Source organism: Streptomyces sp. NPDC007095 (assembly GCF_040634475.1).
Lineage (GTDB): Bacteria > Actinomycetota > Actinomycetes > Streptomycetales > Streptomycetaceae > Streptomyces.
In genome coordinates this window covers 1-20963 of record NZ_JBEYFS010000055.1, presented here as the reverse complement: position 1 = coordinate 20963, position 20963 = coordinate 1, and the positions used below count along the sequence as shown (strand labels likewise).

Below are 20963 nucleotides of genomic sequence, written 5' to 3'. Positions count from 1 at the left end.
ACGGGTGATCCGTTACGACGCCCTGGACGCGCTGCCCGTACGCGGCGCCCTGCCCGCCCTGGACGACGCCCTGGAGGGTGGCGGCGGCGCCGTGCTCGTGGCACCGCCCGGGACCGGCAAGACGACCCTCGTGCCGCTGGCGCTCGCCGGGCTCCTCGGCCACCCGGGTGACGGGCGGCCGCCGCGCCGGGTCGTGGTCGCCGAACCGCGGCGGATCGCCGCCCGGGCCGCGGCGCGGCGGATGGCGTGGCTGCTCGGCGAGAAGGTCGGCGAAAGCGTCGGGTTCACCGTGCGCGGGGAGCGGGTCGTGGGGCCACGCGCGCGTGTGGAGGTCGTCACGACGGGTGTTCTCCTCCAACGGCTCCAGCGGGACCAGGAGCTCGCGGGCGTCGACGTGGTGGTGCTCGACGAGTGCCACGAACGTCATCTGGACGCCGACACGGTCGCCGCGTTCCTCCTGGACGTACGGGCCGCGCTCCGTCCCGAGCTGCGGCTCGTGGCCGCCTCGGCGACCACGGACGCGGCGGGGTGGGCGCGGCTGCTCGGCGACGTCCCCGTCGTCGCGGCGGAGGGCGTCTCGTATCCGGTGGACGTGGAGTGGGCGCCTCCGGTACGTCCGGTACGGCCGCCGCACGGCATGCGTGTCGACCCGGCACTGCTGACACATGTCGCGTCGGTGGTGCGGCGGGCACTGGCGGAGTGCGAGGGGGACGTCCTCTGCTTCCTCCCCGGGGTCGGGGAGATCGCGCGGGTGGCCGGTGGGCTGAAGGATCTGGGCGGCCGGGTCGACCTGCTCCAGGTGCACGGGCGGGCGCCCGCCGCCGTGCAGGACGCGGTGCTGTCACCGGGGAACGGGGACCGGCGCCGGGTGGTTCTGGCGACCTCCGTGGCGGAGTCGTCGCTGACGGTTCCGGGGGTACGGGTGGTCGTCGACTCCGGGCTGGCACGGGAACCGCGGGTGGACCACGCGCGCGGGCTGAGCGCGCTGACGACGGTACGGGCCTCGCAGGCGGCCGGGCGGCAGCGGGCGGGGCGGGCCGGGCGTGAGGCGCCGGGGCGGGTGTACCGGTGCTGGACGGAGGCCGAGGACGCCCGTCTGCCGCGTTTTCCCGCCCCCGAGATCAAGGTGGCCGACCTGACGGCGTTCGCCCTGCAGGCGGCCTGCTGGGGCGATCCCGGGGCGACGGGACTGGCCCTGCTGGACCCGCCGCCGGGCGGGGCGATGGCGGCGGCGCGGTCCGTCCTGTCGGCGGTGGGTGCCGTGGACGCGGCCGGCCGGGCCACGGAACGGGGTGTCCGCATGTCCCGCCTGGGCCTGCACCCCCGGCTCGCCCGCGCGCTGCTGGACGCGGCCCCCGTGGTGGGCGCCGACCGCGCCGCCGAAGTGGTCGCCCTCCTGAGCGAGGAACCGCCCCGCGAGTACGGCGACGACCTGGCCGGGGCCTGGCGACTGGCCCGACGCGGCGGCGACCCCTACGCGTCCCGCTGGCGCACCGAATCCCGACGCCTGCGCTCCGCGTCGACGGGCCTTTCCCAGCCACCCGTCCAGGACAGCGCCCGCAGCGGCGGGCTCGAAGGCGGTCCGTGGCCGGCCGGTGGCGGCGACGATCGCGTCGTCGGGCTGGTGGCTGCCCTGGCGTTCCCCGAGCGGCTCGCGCAGGCCCAGGGCGGCTCGTACCTCATGCTGAACGGCACCCGTGCCGACATCGGTGACGGCTCGGCCCTGCGCGGCTCGCCCTGGCTGGCGGTCGCCGTGGCCGATCGGCCGGTCGGGGCCGGGCACGCACGTGTGCGGCTTGCCGCGGTGGTCGACGAGGAGACGGCACGGAGGGCCGCGGCGCCCCTGCTCAGCGAGGGGGACGAGGTCCACTGGACCGGCGGCGACGTCGTCGCGCGGCGGGTCGAACGGCTCGGGGCCGTGGAGCTGGCGGTGCGTCCGATGAAGAACGCCGACCCCGGGCTCGTACGGGAGGCGTTGCTCGAAGGCCTGCGGGAGGACGGGTTCGGGCTGTTGCGGTGGTCCCCGGATGCCGAGGGGCTGCGGCGGCGGCTCGGGTTTCTGCGGCTGCACCTGGGCGACCCCTGGCCCGACGTGTCCGACGACGCGCTCCACGCGCGTGTGGACGAGTGGCTGGAGCCGGAACTCGGCCGTGCCCGGCGGCGGGCCGATCTGGCGCGGATCGACGCCGGGCAGGCGCTGAACCGGCTGCTGCCCTGGGCCACGGGAGACGCGGCCCGGCTGGACGAGCTCGCGCCCGAACGGATCGAGGTGCCCAGTGGGTCCAGGATCCGGATCGACTACGCCGACCCCGAGCAGCCGGTGCTCGCCGTCAAGCTGCAGGAGATGTTCGGGCTGCACGAGTCACCGGCCGTCGCCGGGGTGCCCGTGGTCGTCCATCTGCTCTCGCCCGCCGGGCGCCCCGCCGCCGTCACCGCCGACCTCGCCTCGTTCTGGAAGGACGGGTACAAGGCGGTGCGGGCGGAGCTGCGGGGCCGCTACCCCAAGCATCCGTGGCCCGAGGACCCGGCCACCGCCGAGCCGACCCGGCACACGAACGCGCGGCTCAGGCGTTGACCGGCTCCGGTTCCACCGCCTCCGTGGGGGCCGGGTCGCCCGGGCGGCGGCTGCGCGCCTCCAGGTAGAGGGAGAGCGACAGCAGAGCCGCGCCCAGGAGCAGGAAGCCCCACGGCAGGTACGACGTCAGCAGCAGGATCAGGGTGCGGTTGGACTTGACCAGGGCGACGGTGTGCTTGATGTAGTCCTCGCGCATCTTCACGTGCCCGGCGAAGGCGGTCACCTTGTCACGGCCCCCGAGGAGCGTGCCGCCCCGCAGCTCCTCCTTGTGGATCTCCTCGCCGTAGACCGGCGCCCCGGTGACCGGTTCCACCCAGAACTTGCGGACGGTCGTGTACCAGCGTGTCGTGCCCGTCTTGGCGACCGACTCCGCAGTGACGCCCTGGACCGGCATGACCTTCGGGAACTTGACCTTCGTCCAGGGGATGGTCTGCTCGAAGTAGTAGACCTTGACGCCGCGGAAGCTCTGGGTGCCCTTGTAGTGGATGGGGGCCGAGGTGCGGGTCTGCGCGTCGAAGTACTCGTAGTCCCGTTTCTCCGTGTGGAAGGGCCACTTGAACTCGATGCCCTCGCGTGTGACAGGGTCGCCGTCGACGGACTCCCCGGTGGCGTGGACGGGGTCCTGGCTGTGCGCGTCGAAGATGTAGCGCTCGGGGAGCTTGGAGACCATCTTCCCGTCGGGGCCCTGCACATAGGAGAGGCTGTCCCAGACGACGACGTCGCGGCCCGCCGTCTTCTCGATGCGGTCGGAGGCCTCGACGTTGCCCTTCAGGGTCTGCACGATGGTGACCTTGGGGACCTTCTTGGCCTGCATGGTGCCGTAGTCGAGCAGGGTCGCGTCCTTCGCCTCCAGGACCATGTCCTGGTACTGGTCGGCGGGGATCTTCGCCAGCCGCGGGAAGGCGTACCAGCGCAGCAGCGGGGACAGCGCCGCGAAGAACACGGCGAAGGCGAGCAGGATCAGGCTGGCCTTGCGACGCATCTCGGCGTCCCTCCCTGAGAGTTGCGGATGCCCTGAGCGCTACGGGTGCGCGGGCACGGTCGTCAGCAGCGGCTTGGGCGAGGTGCTGCCCGCCGGTGAGCCCATGGCCGTGAGCGTGAGCACCAGGGCGAACGCCACGGCGAGACCGGTCGCGGCGGCGATGAGGGCGCGCATGCGGGGCCTCCCGGGGGACGGCGGATCGGGAACTGATACCTCGTCAGATCCGGCACGGTAGCAACGGCGGGGCGAGATGAGAACACATTGCGCACACGAACGAGGGCGCCCCTCCGCCGGCAGGCGGGGGGCGCCCTGGACGCGCGTACGGCCTACGAGGCGGCCGCGGCGACCTTCAGCTCGACCGTCAGCACCGCGCCGCCCGTGGTGTTGACGCGGAGCAGGAACGTGCCGGTCGCGTCGTCCGCGTACAGCTTGGGGAGCTTGAGCACGCCGTCCGCGTCCGTCGTGAGGTCCGTGAGGGTGCGGATCGTCTTGCCGTCCGCGTCCTTGAAGTAGGGGCCCTTGTCGTTCTCGGTCGCGTCGTCGGCCGACTTGATGAGCGTCGCGGTGGCCGTGACCTTGCCGGCGACGGCACCCTTGTAGGTGGCCTTCACCTCGACCTGGTCGGCGAACTCACCGCCCGGCACGCAGGTCAGCGCGGTGTCGCTGGTGCGGGTGAGGGTGTCGGCCTGGCGCGGGGTGACGGTGGCCGTGTAGTCGAGGCCGCCCAGGACGCGGCCCACGACGGTGGCGCGGACGGTGAAGTCGCCGGTCTTCTCCCCCGCCACGAGTGCGGGCGCGGTGGCCGTGCCCGTGCTGCCGGTGACGACCGTGGCGACGCTCTCGCCGCCGGTGAAGGTGGCGTCCGTGTCGCCGATGATCGTGAACCGCACCCGGACCTTCGCCACGCCCTTGCTCGCCTTGGACTCGGCCCGCACGGCGACCTTGGCACCGAAGGCGCTGCCCGCCGTCGCCGTGAGCTTCCCGGTGTTCGCGTCCTCCAGATGGTCCACCGTCTGGGTGGGCGTGGGAGGCGTCGGGCTCGGTGCGGGCGAACTGGGCGCGGGCGGCTTCGGGGTGGGGCTCGTCGAGCCGCCGCTGCCCGGCTTGGGGGTGCCCGGCTTGGAGGTACCCGGTGTGCTCGGCGTACTCGGCGTCGAGGTCGCGGGCGTGGACGGGCTGGGGCTCGCCCCGGGGTGGCTGTCGCTGCTGTTCGAGGGCAGGGTGCCCGTGCCGTCCGGGACCTCGTGGGTGCCCTTGCGGTAGTACTCCAGCCACGACAGAACCGTGTTGAGGTACGCCGTCGAGTTGTTGTAGTTCAGGATCGCGGCGTTCATCTGCGACTGCACGGACAGGTCCCGGTCGAACCGGCACAGGTAGTGGCCGGCCGCGAGCGCCGCGTCGTAGACGTTGTTGGGGTCCTTCTTGCCGTCGCCGTTGCCGTCGCGGCCCGCCCACTCCCAGGTGGAGGGGATGAACTGCATGGGGCCCACGGCCCGGTCGTAGGCCGGGTCGCCGTCGTACGCGCCGTTGTCGGTGTCGGCGATCAGAGCGAAGCCGTTGCCGTCGAGCTTGGGGCCGAGGATCGGCGAGTACGTCGTGCCGCTCGCGTCGACCCGGCCGCCGCGGGCCTGGCCGGACTCGACCTTGCCGATGGCGGCGAGGAGTTGCCAGGGCAGGTTGCAGCCCGGCTTGGAGGCACGCAGCTCGGCCTCGGCCTTCTTGTAGGCGTCGAGGACGGTCGCGGGTATGCCGGCCTCGGCCTCGCCCACGGAGACGGGCGTGCCTGTGGCCGGGCTCGCCGACGGGCTCGGGTTGGGGCTCTTCAGCGGCGGAAGGTCGGTGTAGTACGGCGAGTCGCCGGTCGCGCCGCCGCCTTCGCCGCCGGTGTTCGCGTCCGCCGAGGGCTGGGCGCCGGCGGCCTGTCTGCCGAGGTTGTCGGTGGTCACTCCGGGTGCCTGGGAAGCGGACAGGGCCGCGACCGCGACCGCGGCCACGGCGGTGGTCGTCGCTCCCTTGCGCAGTCTGCCGAAATGCGCCGCCATTGAGTGAACCCCTCCCGTGGACGACCGCCCGCGCACCGCGCGTTCGCTGGCTCAGTGACCCAGGCGACCCTACGACAACTTCCGTCGCCCGGGCACCCGTTCGTGCCCGATTTTCACCGGTTGGCCATGTGGGATTGTCCGAGAGAACACGCACCCAAGGGTGGAGCCCGCGGTCATTTCCCTACGTCCTTCATACTGGGCGTCGGAGATCACCGGGGCCGACATGTTCAGACCAACGTCTGCCACAGGGGGATGCTTTGCCCTTCACCCTCAGCCACGCGGCGGCCGTACTGCCCGCCGTGCGCGGCGACGGAAGCGGCCGCGGCCGCCTCGCGCCCGCGGCACTCGTGGCCGGTTCCTTCGCCCCCGACATGACCTACTACGCGGCGAGCGTGGTCCCCGGAGCGATGGAGTTCGGCGACTTCACGCACTCCTTCACCGGTGTCCTCACCTTCGACGTGCTCGTCGCCTGGGCGTTGGTGGGTGCCTGGCTGGTAGTGCGCGAACCGTTGGTGGCGCTGCTGCCACGGGCCCGTCAGGGCCGCCCCGCTGCCCTGCTGCGCTGCGGGACGCCGCGCGGGCAGCTGCGCTCCTCGGCGGCACTGTGGTGGTACACCTCCGCGGTGCTCGGCGCGCTGACACACGTCGTGTGGGACGCGTTCACGCACCACGACCGGTGGGGAGTACGGCTGGTCCCCGTACTGTCGCGGAACGCCGACGGCACGCCGGTGTTCACCTACGCGCAGTACGGCAGTTCGCTGGTGGGGGCCGTCGTGATCGTGGCCTTCGTGGCCGTCGCGCTGCGCCGGGCGCCCTCGGCCGAACCGGTGGGGGTGCCGGTACTGTCGCGTTCCGACCGGTGGCTGGCGGCCGCAGTCATCGGCGGCTGCGGGCTGGTGGGCGCCGTGCAGCGGGCTTCACGCTGGTGGGCCTACTGGGGCGCCCGCGCGAAGCCCTGGGAGTTGATCCCGGCGCTCTGTTTCGGCGCGGGCGCGGGTCTCGTGCTCGGTCTCGCGCTGTACGCCGTCGGGGTCAGGGTGTGGCGTCCCGCTCCGGCTCGTCCCAGCCCGGCACCGGCCCGCTCGGCGCCGAACCGTCCGACACCTCGCTGATCCTGTTCTGCGGTGTGGAGCCCTGGACGGCGCCGCGCCCGCGGTTGAGGCCACGGTGGACAACCTGGGCGATGCGCTCGATGGTGCGGACCCCGTACGTCATCGTCGGGTTGTCGTGCGACAGGACGACGATGCGGTAAGTGCGGTCGGAGCCGGTGAACACGCCGACGCTGTGGACGCGCCAGCCGTGGGTGGACCGGGGCAGCCAGCCGTTCTTGATGTGCGCCTGCAGGCCGCGAGGCATGCCGGCGGGGACACCCCAGCGCTGGTCGCTGCGGACCTGGCTGAGCAGTTTCAGGCCGTAGGCGCGGCTCTTCAGGAAGGAACTGGCGTCTGTGAGCACGCCCAGCAGCCGCATCTGGTCGGCGGCCGTGGTGCGGGTCAGGCCCCAGTAGCCGGCCGGGCCGAGCTCGGTGCGGCGCGTTCCGACACGGTCCAGGAAGTGGCCGAGGTAGGTGCGGCCCAGGTCGTTCCACAGATGCTGGGCCGCGGTGTTGTCCGAGATGGTGATCATGGGGCGTACGTTGGCGAGCTCCCAGTTCGTGAGGGTGCGGCGCAGCTCGTCCGCGCGGTGCAGGGTGGCCTCCATGATCGTGAGCTTGGCGACGCTCGCCGAGTCGTACCGACGCTCGCTCGCGAGGGTGCAGGTCAGGTCGCTGTTGTCGTCGCGCACCGCCACGGCGACGGTGCCCTGGCGTGACGACAGCGCCGTCCTGATGTCGCGGGACATCCGGGCGGCGAGCTCGGGGCTGCGGGTGGAACGGCAGACCGCGGGCACCTGGGCGGTGCTCGCGCTCGCGGCCACCGCGGGTACCGGCGCGAGCAGCGCCGAGACGACGGCGGTGGCCAAGGCCGTGCGACGGTTGAGCATGCTTGTACTCATGCCCGCATCCTTACGGTCCCCTCGCACGGGGGGCGTCTTTGCGAGGGCCACGCGAGTGACGGTTCCCTCCGGGGGTTGAGCGGACCCCACCTCCCCTGCGCCTCCGGCCCACCGGAGAGGGCCCATGCCCTACGGGCGGCCAACTCAAGGACTTCACCCTGCGGGCAGCTCGCAAAACGGGGCGGGGGCGACTCTCCCTGCGGCGGCTCGCACGACAGGGCTGAGGCAGACATCCCCTGCGGGCGGCTCACACGGCGGAGCGCGGGGGCGACTCTCCCGCGGGCGGCTCGCACGACGGAGCATGGGACAACTCTCCCTGCGGCGGCTCGCGTGGCGGAGCGCGGGGCGGCTCGCGCCGCAAGCGGCTGCGGGGGGTGCCCTGTGGGCGGGGGCTTCCTCTAGCGGGGTGGGGCAGCTGTCCGCACCGGCGCGCACGCCGCCCGAGGGGCAACCGACGCCGGGAGCGGGCGGAGCCACGACCAGCGCCACCCGGGACCGAACCGGCCCGGCGCCGGGGCCGGGAGCGGTGCCCGAGGCCAGGACCGAGCCCGACGCCGGGGCCAGGACCGAGCCCGACACCGAGGCCCGGGACCGGGCCCGAGGCCGGCGACCGAGGCCAGGACCCGGGGCCGACGCCAGGACCCGGGGCCGACGCCGGGACCCGGAACCGAGGCCAGGACCCGGGGCCGACGCCGGGACCCGGGACCGAGGCCCGGAGCCGGGGCCGACGCCGGGACCCGGGACCGACGCCGGGGTCCTGGGGCCGACGCCGGGGTCCTGGGGCCGGAGCCTGGGCCGGGGTTCCAGGGTCTCGTTCGCCGGAGGCTAGTGCGCTGCGGATTCCCAGTCGGGGCCCGCCCCGACGGACACGTCGAGGGGTGCCCGGAGATGAACGGCGGACGCCATCTCGCGGCGGACGAGTTCCTCGGTCTTCGCGCGCTCTCCGGGGGCGATCTCCAGGACGATTTCGTCGTGGACCTGGAGGAGCATGCGGGACTTGAGCTCGGCCTCGCGCAGCGCCCGGTCCACGTTCAGCATCGCGATCTTGACGATGTCCGCGGCCGTGCCCTGGATAGGGGCGTTGAGCGCCATGCGCTCGGCGGCCTCGCGACGCTGGCGGTTGTCGCTGTTGAGGTCGGGCAGATAGCGGCGGCGCCCGAAGAGCGTCGCCGTGTAGCCCGTGGCGCGGGCCTCGTCGACCACCCGGCGGAGATAGTCCCGCACCCCGCCGAAACGCTCGAAGTACGTGTCCATCAACGCACGCGCCTCACCCGCGTCGATGTTCAGCTGCTGGGAGAGACCGAACGCCGACAGCCCGTAGGCAAGGCCGTACGACATCGCCTTGATCTTGCGGCGCATCTCCGCATCGACCGCCGAACGCTCGACCGAGAACACCTGCGACGCCACCGTCGTGTGCAGGTCCTCGCCCGACGTGAACGCCTCCAACAGGCCCTCGTCCTCGGACAGATGGGCCATCACGCGCAGTTCGATCTGGCTGTAGTCGGCCGTCATGAGGGATTCGAAGCCCTCGCCGACCACGAAGCCGCGGCGGATCGCGCGGCCCTCCTCCGTACGGACCGGGATGTTCTGCAGGTTCGGGTCCACCGACGAGAGCCGGCCCGTCGCGGCCACCGTCTGGTTGAACGTGGTGTGGATGCGGCCGTCCGCGGCGATCGTCTTGATCAGGCCCTCGACCGTCACCCGCAGCCTGGCCTGCTCACGGTGGCGGAGCATGATGACCGGCAGCTCGTGGTCGGTCTGCGTGGCCAGCCAGGCCAGCGCGTCCGCGTCCGTCGTGTAACCGGTCTTCGTCTTCTTCGTCTTGGGCAGGTCCAGCTCGCCGAAGAAGACCTCCTGGAGCTGCTTGGGCGAGCCGAGGTTGAACTCGTGCCCGACGGAGGCGTGTGCCTCCTTCACCGCCTGCTGCACGGCTCCGGCGAACATCTGCTCCATGGCTTCCAGGTGCGCCCGGTCCGCCGCGATGCCGTGCCGCTCCAGCCGGGCCAGCAGCGCCGACGTGGGCAGCTCCATGTCGCGCAGCAGCTCGGCCGCGCCGACCTCCGCCAGCTTCTCGCCGAACGCCTCGCCCAGGTCGAGGATCGTGCGGGCCTGCACCATCAGCGCCTCGGCCTCGGCCTGGTCGTCCGCGCCGAAGGCCAGCTGACCGTCGGCCGCGGCGGCGGGCCCCAGCTCCCGGCCCAGGTACTCCAGGGACAGCGCGTCCAGCGCGAAGGAGCGGCGGCCCGGTTTCACCAGATACGCGGCGAGCGCGGTGTCCATGGACACGCCCTCGATCGTCCACCCGTGCTCGGCGAAGACCCGCATCGCACCCTTGGCGTTGTGCAGCACCTTGGGCTTCTTCGGGTCGGCGAGCCACTTCGCGAACGCGTTCTCGTCGGCCTCGTCCAGCCGCGAGGGGTCGAACCACGCCGCCGCCCCGTCCGCCGCGGCGAGCGCGACCTCGGCCACCGAGCCCGAACCCAGCGCCCAGGTGTCGACGGTGGCCAGACCCAGGACCGCCTTGCCGTCGTGCTCGGCAAGCCACGGCTCCAGCTCGCCCGCACCCAGCACGGCCCCGTCCAGCTCGACACCCTCGACGACCGCAGCGACCGCCTCGGCCTCCTCCGTCCCGGGGTCGACGGCGAAAAGCCGCTCACGCAGGGAGGGGTTACGGATCTCCAGGGTGTCCAGGACCATCACGACCGCCGTACGGTCGTACGCCGCGCGCTCCAGGTCGGTGACCGTCTTCGGGAGCTCGACGTCCTTCACCATCTCCGTGAGACGGCGGTTGAGCTTCACCGCCTCCAGGTGGTCGCGGAGGTTCTGCCCGGCCTTGCCCTTGACCTCGTCGACGCGCTCGACGAGGTCCGCGAACGAACCGAACTGGTTGATCCACTTCGCGGCCGTCTTCTCGCCGACGCCGGGGATGCCCGGCAGGTTGTCCGACGGGTCGCCGCGCAGCGCCGCGAAGTCGGGGTACTGCGCCGGCGTCAACCCGTACTTCTCGACGACCTTCTCCGGAGTGAAGCGGGTCAGCTCGGAGACGCCCTTCGTCGGGTACAGCACCGTCGTGTGCTCGGACACCAGCTGGAAGGAGTCGCGGTCACCGGTGACGATCAGGACCTCGAAGCCCTCGGCCTCGGCCTGCGTGGCGAGCGTCGCGATGATGTCGTCGGCCTCGAAGCCGTCGACCGCGAACCGCTGCGCGTGCATCGCGTCCAGCAGCTCGCCGATCAGCTCGACCTGCCCCTTGAACTCGTCCGGGGTCTTCGAACGGTTCGCCTTGTACTCCGTGAACTCCTCGGAGCGCCACGTCTTGCGCGAGACGTCGAACGCCACCGCGAAATGCGTGGGCGCCTCGTCGCGCAGCGTGTTCGCCAGCATCGACGCGAAACCATAGATCGCGTTCGTCGGCTGACCCGTCGCGGTCGTGAAATTCTCCGCGGGCAGCGCGAAGAACGCGCGGTACGCCAGCGAGTGCCCATCCATGAGCATCAGCCGCGGACGGCCCGCACCTGCGGTTTTCTCGGTCTTCTTCGATGCTGTTTCTGCCACGCCCCCGATCCTCGCACGCCCCACTGACAGTGCGGACCTCCCGGGACCGGCCACCATCGTCGTCACCGGCGCGTGGGAGGATCGCCCACGTACTAGATACGTGCACGCGAAGGGATCCCCTGATGGCCAGCAAGCCGCCCAAGAGCGATCCGGTCCAGGACGCGCCGCAGGTCGCCGAGCCGAAGCGCGCCGCGGCCGGACTGCCCGCCGTCGGGCACACCCTTCGCATCGCCCAGCAGCAGATGGGGGTGAAGCGCACCGCGCTGACCCTCCTGCGCGTCAATCAGAAGGACGGCTTCGACTGCCCGGGCTGCGCCTGGCCCGAGCCGGAGCACCGGCACGCGGCGGAGTTCTGCGAGAACGGCGCGAAGGCGGTCGCCGAGGAGGCCACCCTGCGCCGGGTCACCCCTGACTTCTTCGCCGCGCACCCGGTCACCGACCTGCACGGCCGCAGCGGCTACTGGCTCGGCCAGCAGGGCCGCCTCACCCACCCCATGTACCTGCCCGAGGGCGCCGACCACTACGAGCCGGTCTCCTGGGAGCGCGCCTTCGACATCGTCGCCGAGGAGCTCGCCGCCCTCGGCTCCCCCGACGAGGCCCTCTTCTACACCTCGGGACGCACGAGCAACGAGGCCGCGTTCCTCTACCAGCTCTTCGCCCGCGAACTCGGCACGAACAACCTGCCGGACTGTTCGAACATGTGCCACGAGTCCTCGGGCTCCGCGCTCTCCGAGACCATCGGCATCGGCAAGGGCAGCGTCCTGCTCGAGGACCTGTACAAGGCCGACCTGATCATCGTCGCCGGGCAGAACCCCGGCACCAACCACCCGCGCATGCTCTCCGCCCTGGAGAAGGCCAAGGCCAACGGCGCGAAGATCATCAGCGTCAACCCGCTGCCCGAAGCGGGCCTGGAGCGCTTCAAGAACCCGCAGACCCCCCAGGGCATGCTCAAGGGCGCCGCCCTCACCGACCTGTTCCTGCAGATCCGCCTGGGCGGCGACCAGGCCCTCTTCCGCCTCCTGAACAAGCTCGTCCTGGAGACCGAGGGCGCGGTCGACGAGGACTTCATCGCCGAACACACCCACGGCTACGAGGAGTTCGCGGCCACCGCCCGCGCCGCCGACTGGGACGAGACCCTCACCGCGACGGGCCTCACCCGCGAGAAGATCGACGAGGCCCTCCGCCTCGTCCTCTCCTCCCGGCGCACCATCGTCTGCTGGGCCATGGGCCTCACCCAGCACAAGCACTCCGTGCCCACGATCCGCGAAGTGGTCAACTTCCTGCTGCTGCGCGGCAACATCGGCCGTCCCGGCGCGGGCGTCTGCCCGGTCCGCGGCCACTCGAACGTGCAAGGCGATCGCACCATGGGCATCTTCGAACGCCCCGCCCCGGCCTTCCTGGACGCCCTGGAGAAGGAGTTCGGCTTCGCCCCGCCCCGCGAGCACGGCTACGACGTCGTACGGGCCATCCGCGCCCTGCGCGACGGCGACGCGAAGGTCTTCTTCGCCATGGGCGGCAACTTCGTCTCCGCCTCCCCCGACACCGACGTCACCGAGGCCGCCATGCGCCGCGCCCGCCTCACGGTGCACGTCTCGACCAAGCTCAACCGCTCCCACGTCGTCACCGGAGCCCGCGCCCTGATCCTGCCCACTCTCGGACGGACCGAGCGCGACCTCCAAGGCAGCGGCGAACAGTTCGTGACCGTCGAGGACTCCATGGGCATGGTCCACGCCTCGCGCGGCCGTCTGGTGCCCGCGAGCGAGCACCTCCTGTCCGAGCCGGCCATCGTCTGCCGCCTCGCCCGCCGCGTGCTCGGCGACGCCTCCCGCACCCCCTGGGAGGAGTTCGAGAAGGACTACGCCACGATCCGCGACCGCATCGCGCGCGTGATCCCCGGCTTCGACGACTTCAACGCGCGCGTGGCCGACCCCGCGGGCTTCGCCCTCCCCCACGCCCCCCGCGACGAACGCCGCTTCCCCACGGCCACCGGCAAGGCCAACTTCACCGCCGCGCCCGTCGAGTACCCGAAGCTCCCCGAAGGCCGCCTGCTCCTGCAGACCCTGCGCTCGCACGACCAGTACAACACCACCGTCTACGGCCTCGACGACCGCTACAGGGGCATCAAGAACGGCCGCCGAGTGGTCCTCGTCAACCCCGAGGACGCCCGCGCGCTGAACGTCACCGACGGCTCGTACGTCGACCTCGTCAGCGAATGGCAGGACGGCATAGAGCGGCGCGCCGCGGGCTTCCGCGTCGTGCACTACCCGACCGCCCGCGGCTGCGCCGCCGCGTACTACCCGGAGACCAACGTCCTCGTCCCGCTCGACGCCACCGCGGACACCAGCAACACCCCGGCCAGCAAGTCCGTCGTGGTCCGTCTGGAACAATCGGCCACCGACTGAGCGTTTGCTCAGCCAGTCAGCCAGAGAGATCGACGACGATCGGAGCCGGCCCCCATGGGCGAGCAGAGTCAAGTGAAGTTCCCGCAAGAGGTCATCGACGAGTACGCCGCACTCGGCGTCGACCTGCCCGCCCTCTTCTCGGCAGGCCACCTCGGCACCCGCATGGGCGTTCAGATCATCGAGGCCTCCGCGGACCGGGTCGTCGGCACCATGCCGGTGGAGGGCAACACCCAGCCCTACGGCCTCCTGCACGGCGGCGCCTCCGCCGTCCTCGCGGAGACCCTCGGCTCGGTCGGCTCCATGCTCCACGGCGGCAGCTCCAAGATCGCCGTCGGTGTCGACCTGAACTGCACCCACCACCGCGGCGCCCGCTCCGGCCTCGTCACCGGCGTGGCCACCCCCGTACACCGCGGGCGCACGACAGCGACGTACGAGATCGTCATCACCGACGACAACGACAAGCGCGTCTGCACCGCCCGCCTCACCTGCCTCCTGCGCGACGCGAACCCCACCGACGCCGACCACGTACGCCAGGCCTGACACCCGCCTCCAGGACGAGCCCCGCCCCACCCACCGCTCACCGGCACCGGCGTACGGCGAGCAAGGGCCGCCGGCGCCCGCCCCCCACTCACAGGCAGCCGTGTACGGCGAGCAAGGGAGCAGGAGACAACTGCCCCCTACTCAGCGGCAGTCGGGTACGGCGGGCAGGGGACGGGGCGGAGGTGTCCGCCCGCAGCGGCCGGCGCGTCAACACCGACCCCTTCTGGGACCGACCGATTCCGCGTCTGACCGAGGACGGATACCTCCGCCCCGGCCCCGCCCCCACACACACCCTCCGCGCACCCCTTGCGCACGCCCCCGCCCCGCGCCCGCCGCAACCACGCTCCAATACGCCGGAGTTATCGGAAATCGGCGGCAACTCGTCTCCTCTTCGCGCGACTTCACGCGACTTCACGCGACTTCACGCGACTTCACGCGACTTCACGCCCGGTCCGCACCTCATGCGCCCTATATCGCGCACGCCGACCGAACTCCGAGTTCCCTTTTCTCGACGTAACGCTGCGTAACACGCACGCAATACAGCATCCGAGTTCCATCTGCGACGGCCCGTACTCCCGCGGCCTCTCCCGGCTCCTCCGCGCGACCTGCGACGGCGTCCGACGGCGACCTTCGCCCACGCGCAACCGGAAGTGCGGATTCTCAACATGTGGAACGAGAAGAATTTCCGCCAAATCGGCTGAGAATACCCATCCCTGAAGCCCATCAACCGGCACGTCATAACAAGAAAGTCACAAGCCAGCCCACGGCGATGCCCGGGCCCACAGACAGGCTTAGAGTCACGGCCAGTCACCGCGCCGCCGGGCGCGTCTGCAGCACGGCTCGGTATCACCCAGTACGGCCCGGCGAGACACACGGCAGTCCAGCAGGGCTGCTGCGCCAGGGAGAGGATTCAACGTGCGACAGCGTTCTTTGGTCATACTCACCTCCGTGCTCACCACCGGAGCACTCACGCTGACCGCCTGCGGTTCGCGTGACAACAGCGGGGACAAGAGCAGCAGCAGCAAGACCGAGATCATCATCGGCGTTGACGCTCCGCTGACCGGTCAGAACTCCGCAACCGGCCTCGGCATCCAGGGCGGCGTGCAGATCGCCGTCGACGACGCCAACAAGAACAACACCGTCCCCGGCGTGACCTTCAAGGTCCAGGCGCTCGACGACAAGGCGATCCCGGCCAGCGGCCAGCAGAACGCCACCGCCCTCGTCAACAACGAGAAGGTCCTCGGCGTCGTCGGCCCGCTGAACTCCGGTGTGGCCACGCAGATGCAGCAGGTCTTCGCGACCGCCAACCTGGTCGAGATCTCGCCCTCCAACACGGCGCCCGAGCTCACCCAGGGCAAGAACTGGCAGACCTCGAAGTCGCGCCCGTTCAAGACGTACTTCCGTACGGCCACCACCGACGCCCTCCAGGGCGGCTTCGCGGCCGAGTACGCGTCCAGCACGCTCAAGAAGAAGAACGTCTTCGTCGTCGACGACAAGCAGACCTACGGCGCGGGCCTGGCCAAGCTGTTCAAGGCCGGCTTCACCAAGAACGGCGGCAAGGTCGCCGGCGAGGACCACGTCAACACCGGCGACACCGACTTCTCCGCCCTCGTCACCAAGATCAAGAACTCCAAGGCCGACCTGGTCTACTACGGCGGCCAGTACGACGAGTCGGAGAAGCTCACCAAGCAGCTCAAGGACGGCGGAGTCAAGGTCCCGCTGTTCGGCGGTGACGGCATGTTCAGCGACACCTACATCCAGACCGCCGGCAAGACCTCCGAGGGTGACCTGGCCACCTCCGTCGGCCAGCCCGTCGACTCCCTGCCCTCCGCCGCGGACTTCATCAAGAAGTACAAGGCCTCCGGCCTCAAGGGCGACTACGGCACCTACGGCGGCTACTCCTACGACGCCGCGACCGCCATCATCAAGGCGATCGCCAACGTCGTGAAGGACGGCAAGATCCCCGACGGCGCCCGCGCCAAGATCGTGGACGAGGTCCAGAAGACGAAGTTCGAGGGCATCGCCGGCCCCGTCTCCTTCGACGAGTACGGCGACACCACCAACAAGCAGCTCACCGTCTACCAGGTCGTCGGCGGCAAGTGGAAGGCCGTCAAGAGCGGCACGTTCAACGGCTGATCCGATCCGATCCCAGCTGAGCTCAGCTGTTTCCAGCTAACTCCAGCTGATCCGAGATCCGCCGCTAGCTACACCCCAGGGCCGCGCGGCCAAGACCACACGTCACCGCGCGGCCCGTCCCATATCCCCCCGTTCACTCTCCCCACCCACATGGAGGCCATGCGGTGAACACCCTGCCGCAGCAGCTGGCCAACGGGCTGTTCCTCGGCTCGATGTACGGGCTGATCGCCATCGGCTACACGATGGTGTACGGCATCGTCCAGCTCATCAACTTCGCCCACGGCGAGATCTTCATGACCGGAGGCTTCGGCGCACTCACGGTCTACCTCTACGTCCTGCCCGACGGCACATCCATGTGGATAGCCCTCCCGGCGATGCTCATCGGCGGCGGACTCGTCGCCGTCCTCATCGCCGTCGGGGCGGAACGGTTCGCCTACCGACCACTGCGCGGCGCACCACGCCTGGCACCCCTCATCACCGCCATCGGCCTCTCCCTCGCGCTGCAGCAGGCCGTCTTCAACTGGTACCCGAACGCCAAGACGGACCGCAACTTCCCCCAGATCGACGCCGGACCCTGGCACATCGGGTCCATCAGCATCAGCAGCGGCTCCCTCTTCGTCATCGTCGCCGCCCCGCTCTGTATGGCGGCCCTCGCCCTCTTCGTCAGCATGTCCCGCACCGGCCGCGCCATGCAGGCCACCGCCCAGGACCCTGACACCGCCCAGCTCATGGGCATCGACACCAACAAGATCATCGTGATCGCCTTCGCCATCGGCGGCTTCTTCGCCGCCGTCGCCGCCGTCTCCTACGGCCTGCGCTACGGCTCGATCCAGTACAACATGGGCTTCCAGATGGGCCTCAAGGCCTTCACCGCGGCCGTCCTCGGCGGCATCGGCAACATCTACGGCGCCATGATCGGCGGCCTCGTCCTCGGCCTCGCCGAGACCATGGCCACCTCCTACATCGACGGCATCCCCGGCATGCAGCAGCTCGGCGGCGGCGGCTGGTCCTCCGTCTGGGCCTTCGTCCTCCTCATCCTCGTACTGCTGTTCAGGCCACAAGGCCTGGTCGGCGAACGCGTCGCGGACAGGGCGTGAACACCATGGCAACCACCGAGAACACCGCCGAGATCACCGCCCCCGTGCGCGGCCTGATCGCACTCCCCCAGACCGCCGCGCGCGCCCTCATCGCCGTCGGCGCCGTCGCCACCATCGCCAGCACGTTCATGTCGTGGACCTACACGGCCGACTTCCCCGGGGACCTCACCTACTACGGCTCCCCGGCCGGCCTCCAGATCCTCGACCTCGTCGCCGGCGCGATCACCCTGCTCTTCGCGCTCACCCTCTTCGGCGTCCGCGGCCTGCGCTGGCTCAACCCGGCAGGCGCCACCGCGCCCGTCGTCCTCGCCGCCGCCTCCGCGTTCGCCGTCAGCTGGTTCAGCGCCATCGCCATCGCGGTCGACCTCAAGGGCCTCGTCGCCCTCGACCCCGGCGCCTACGTCACCGCCGTCGGCTCCCTGATCGCCCTCGTCGGCGCCCTCGCTCTCCCGAGCCCCGGCGACACCTTCAAGGACTGGGTCAGCAAGCCCGACCGCATCCCCGCGGCCCAGAAGCTCCCCGGCTGGGCCGAGCGCCTCGTCATCACCGGCGCCACCGCCGTCGCGCTGATCGTCTTCACGTACGGCATCGGCGTCGACCCCGACGCCAGCGAGACCTTCATCGGCTACCTGCTGCTCGTCGTCCTCGGCACCTGGGCGCTCCAGGCCGCCGGGCTCTTCGACCGGTTCGCCACACTCAACGCCCGCCACAAGGGATTCGCCACCTCCATGGCGTTCCTCGCCGCGGCGGTCTTCCCCTTCGTCGAGAACAACGAGCACAACGCCAACCTCGGCGTGAACATCCTCGTCGTCGCCACCGTCGCCCTCGGGCTGAACATCGTCGTCGGCCTCACCGGACTCCTCGACCTCGGATACGTCGCCTTCCTCGGCGTCGGCGCCTACGCCGCGGCCCTCGTCTCCGGCTCCGAGTTCTCCCGCTTCTCCGGCGTCCAGTTCCCCTTCTGGGCCGCCATGCTCACCGGCATGGCCGCGTCGCTCGTCTTCGGCGTCCTCATCGGCGCCCCCACCCTGCGACTGCGCGGCGACTACCTCGCCATCGTCACCCTCGGCTTCGGAGAGATCTTCCGCATCTCCGTCAACAACCTCGACGGCTCCTCCGGACCGAACCTGACCAACGGCCCCAACGGCATCTCGATGATCCCGGACCTCGACATCTTCGGGTTCAACCTCGGGAACTCGCACGACATCGGCTCGATCACCCTCGGCCGCTTCGCGAACTACTTCCTGCTGATGCTGATCATCACCGGCATCGTCGTGATCGTCTTCAACCGCGCCGCCGACTCCCGTATCGGCCGCTCCTGGATCGCCATCCGCGAGGACGAGACCGCCGCCACCGCCATGGGCATCAACGGCTTCCGCGTCAAGCTCATCGCCTTCGCCCTCGGCGCCTCCCTCGCCGGCCTCGCCGGCACGGTCAGCGCCCACGTCGGCTACAGCGTCAACCCGGCCCCGTACCAGTTCGCCGGCTCCGTACCGCCCAACTCGGCCTTCCTGCTGGCCGCGGTCGTCCTCGGCGGCATGGGCACGGTCAACGGCCCCATCCTCGGCGCCACCCTGCTCTACCTCCTCCCCGAGAAGCTCGGCTTCCTGAAGGAGTACCAGCTCTTCGCCTTCGGCATCGCGCTCGTGATCCTCATGCGCTTCCGCCCCGAAGGCATCATCGCCAACCGCCGCCGCCAGCTCGAATTCCACGAGTCCGACGACAGCATCGACATCCCCGAACAAGGCCTGCCCGACTCCACTGTCGGCGTCACCAAGGCAGGGGCGTGACCCACATGACCACCACCACGGCCACCAGCCCCGTACTCGAGGCCAGCGGCGTCACCATGCGCTTCGGCGGCCTCACCGCCGTCCGCAGCGTCGACCTCACCGTCAACTCCGGTGAGATCGTCGGCCTCATCGGCCCCAACGGCGCGGGCAAGACCACCTTCTTCAACTGCCTCACCGGCCTGTACGTGCCGACCGAGGGCAAGGTCTCCTACAAGGGCACCGTCCTCCCGCCCAAGCCCCACCTCGTCACCAGCGCCGGCATCGCCCGCACCTTCCAGAACATCCGGCTCTTCGCCAACATGACCGTCCTGGAGAACGTGCTCGTCGGCCGCCACACCAGGACCAAGGAAGGCCTCTGGTCGGCCCTCCTGCGCGGCCCCGGCTTCCGCAAGGCAGAAGCCGCCTCCCGCGAACGCGCCATGGAACTGCTGGAGTTCATCGGCCTCGACCACAAGGCCGACCACCTCTCCCGCAACCTCCCCTACGGCGAACAGCGCAAGCTCGAGATCGCCCGCGCCATGGCGAGCGAACCGGGACTGCTGCTCCTGGACGAGCCCACGGCCGGCATGAACCCCCAGGAGACACGCGCGACCGAAGACCTCGTCTTCGCCATCCGCGACAGGGGCATCGCCGTCCTCGTCATCGAGCACGACATGCGCTTCATCTTCAACCTGTCCGACCGCGTCGCCTGCCTCGTCCAGGGCGAGAAGCTCGTCGAGGGCACCTCCGAGGTCGTCCAGGGCGACGAACGCGTCATCGCCGCCTACCTCGGCACCCCCTTCGAGGGCGCCCCCGGCGCGGAAGAGGTCGCCGAGGTCGAAGCCGCCGAGGCGGCGGAGGCCACGGTCACTCCCGAGGCCGCGGAAGCCACCGAGACTCCCGAGACTCCCGAGGCCGCCGAGACTCCTGAGGCCGCCGAGAGCGACGCCGCCGCGGAGGGCACCACCAGCAAGGAAGGAAACGCCCAGTGACCGCACTGCTCGAGGTCGAAGACCTCAAGGTCGCCTACGGCAAGATCGAAGCCGTCAAGGGCATCTCCTTCTCCGTCGAAGCCGGCCAGATCGTCACCCTCATCGGCACCAACGGCGCCGGCAAGACGACCACCCTGCGCACCCTCTCCGGGCTCCTCAAGCCCACCGGGGGCCGCATCACCTTCGACGGCAAACCCCTCAGCAACATCCCCGCCCACAAGATCGTCTCCCTGGGCCTCGCCCACTCCCCCGAGGGACGCCACATCTTCCCCCGGCTGACGATCACCGAGAACCTCCAGCTCGGCGCGTTCCTGCGCTCCGACAAGGCGGGCATCGAGAAGGACATCCAGCGCGCCTACGACCTCTTCCCCATCCTGGGTGAACGCCGCAAGCAGGCCGCGGGAACCCTCTCCGGCGGCGAGCAACAGATGCTGGCCATGGGCCGCGCCCTCATGTCCCAGCCCAAGCTGCTCATGCTCGACGAACCCTCCATGGGCCTCTCGCCGATCATGATGCAGAAGATCATGGCCACCATCGCCGAGCTCAAGGCCGACGGCACGACCATCCTCCTCGTCGAGCAGAACGCCCAGGCGGCGCTCTCCCTCGCCGATCAGGGACACGTCATGGAGGTCGGCAACATCGTCCTCTCCGGCACCGGTCAGGACCTGCTGCACGACGAGTCGGTACGCAAGGCCTACCTGGGCGAGGACTGAGACCAGGCTCCGGCCGTACGACCGTACAGCCGCCGCACGAAGAGGCCCGCGCCCCCCCCCCGGGGGGGGGGGGCGCGTAGTGTCAACGGGGGGGGCCACGCGGGAATGGGCGGCAGAAGCCCGGGGAAATTACGATAGGGCAGGTGATTTGGGGCCCCGGTTTGG

Annotated in this window: 14 protein-coding genes; 9 read left to right on the top strand and 5 right to left on the bottom strand. The window is 70.8% G+C overall.

Annotation, left to right across the window (positions count from 1 at the left end):
• The first annotated feature begins 4 nt into the window (after positions 1 to 4).
• Positions 5 to 2575, top strand: coding sequence for an ATP-dependent helicase HrpB (gene hrpB / locus ABZ656_RS20210; protein WP_360269582.1), 2571 nt, complete (start codon positions 5 to 7; stop codon positions 2573 to 2575).
• On the opposite strand, the gene ABZ656_RS20205 is transcribed toward hrpB, so the two are convergent.
• From ABZ656_RS20205 to ABZ656_RS20195, 3 genes are all read right to left on the bottom strand, one after another.
• Positions 2565 to 3557, bottom strand: a complete 993-nt coding sequence (locus ABZ656_RS20205) for a DUF3068 domain-containing protein (RefSeq protein ID WP_101405735.1) — start codon at positions 3555 to 3557, stop codon at positions 2565 to 2567. The genes hrpB and ABZ656_RS20205 overlap by 11 nt on opposite strands.
• A gap of 39 nt (positions 3558 to 3596) precedes the next feature.
• On the bottom strand, positions 3597 to 3731 hold the full coding sequence (locus ABZ656_RS20200; RefSeq protein ID WP_129592314.1) for an SPW_0924 family protein: 135 nt from the start codon (positions 3729 to 3731) through the stop codon (positions 3597 to 3599).
• A 152-nt stretch (positions 3732 to 3883) separates the two neighbouring features.
• Positions 3884 to 5599 carry a lytic murein transglycosylase gene (locus tag ABZ656_RS20195; RefSeq protein WP_101405734.1) on the bottom strand — a complete coding sequence of 572 codons (1716 nt, stop codon included), beginning with the start codon at positions 5597 to 5599 and terminating at the stop codon, positions 3884 to 3886.
• Between the two features lie 257 nt (positions 5600 to 5856).
• On the opposite strand from ABZ656_RS20195, the gene ABZ656_RS20190 reads away from it, so the two are divergent.
• The gene (locus ABZ656_RS20190) at positions 5857 to 6711 is read left to right on the top strand and encodes a DUF4184 family protein (protein ID WP_101405733.1); all 855 of its coding nucleotides are present in this window, start codon (positions 5857 to 5859) and stop codon (positions 6709 to 6711) included.
• Here ABZ656_RS20190 and ABZ656_RS20185 read toward each other — a convergent pair.
• Positions 6632 to 7594: a serine hydrolase gene (locus ABZ656_RS20185; protein WP_218978273.1), complete on the bottom strand. Its 963-nt coding sequence runs from the start codon at positions 7592 to 7594 to the stop codon at positions 6632 to 6634. The genes ABZ656_RS20190 and ABZ656_RS20185 overlap by 80 nt on opposite strands.
• A gap of 825 nt (positions 7595 to 8419) precedes the next feature.
• A complete protein-coding gene (polA, locus tag ABZ656_RS20180) occupies positions 8420 to 11149 on the bottom strand; it encodes a DNA polymerase I (protein ID WP_101405731.1) in 2730 nt (909 codons plus the stop codon).
• Positions 11150 to 11271: 122 nt separating this feature from the next.
• Between polA and ABZ656_RS20175 the strand changes: the two genes are divergently transcribed.
• The 7 genes from ABZ656_RS20175 (at position 11272) to ABZ656_RS20145 (ending at position 20798) form a co-directional block, all read left to right on the top strand.
• Positions 11272 to 13551: an FdhF/YdeP family oxidoreductase gene (locus ABZ656_RS20175; protein ID WP_360269578.1), complete on the top strand. Its 2280-nt coding sequence runs from the start codon at positions 11272 to 11274 to the stop codon at positions 13549 to 13551.
• Between the two features lie 54 nt (positions 13552 to 13605).
• Entirely contained in the window at positions 13606 to 14091 is a 486-nt protein-coding gene (locus ABZ656_RS20170; RefSeq protein ID WP_101405729.1) for a hotdog fold thioesterase, read from the top strand.
• Positions 14092 to 15006: 915 nt separating this feature from the next.
• Complete coding sequence (locus ABZ656_RS20165; RefSeq protein WP_180362563.1) at positions 15007 to 16227, top strand: branched-chain amino acid ABC transporter substrate-binding protein; 1221 nt, start codon at positions 15007 to 15009, stop codon at positions 16225 to 16227.
• A 164-nt stretch (positions 16228 to 16391) separates the two neighbouring features.
• The gene (locus tag ABZ656_RS20160; protein WP_075026312.1) at positions 16392 to 17324 is read left to right on the top strand and encodes a branched-chain amino acid ABC transporter permease; all 933 of its coding nucleotides are present in this window, start codon (positions 16392 to 16394) and stop codon (positions 17322 to 17324) included.
• Between the two features lie 5 nt (positions 17325 to 17329).
• Complete coding sequence (locus ABZ656_RS20155) at positions 17330 to 19114, top strand: branched-chain amino acid ABC transporter permease (RefSeq protein WP_101408213.1); 1785 nt, start codon at positions 17330 to 17332, stop codon at positions 19112 to 19114.
• Positions 19111 to 20085 carry an ABC transporter ATP-binding protein gene (locus ABZ656_RS20150; RefSeq protein ID WP_360269575.1) on the top strand — a complete coding sequence of 325 codons (975 nt, stop codon included), beginning with the start codon at positions 19111 to 19113 and terminating at the stop codon, positions 20083 to 20085. The genes ABZ656_RS20155 and ABZ656_RS20150 overlap by 4 nt, the downstream gene beginning before the upstream one ends.
• The gene (locus ABZ656_RS20145) at positions 20082 to 20798 is read left to right on the top strand and encodes an ABC transporter ATP-binding protein (RefSeq protein WP_101405726.1); all 717 of its coding nucleotides are present in this window, start codon (positions 20082 to 20084) and stop codon (positions 20796 to 20798) included. Before ABZ656_RS20150 ends, ABZ656_RS20145 begins: the two co-directional genes overlap by 4 nt.
• Positions 20799 to 20963: the final 165 nt, after the last annotated feature.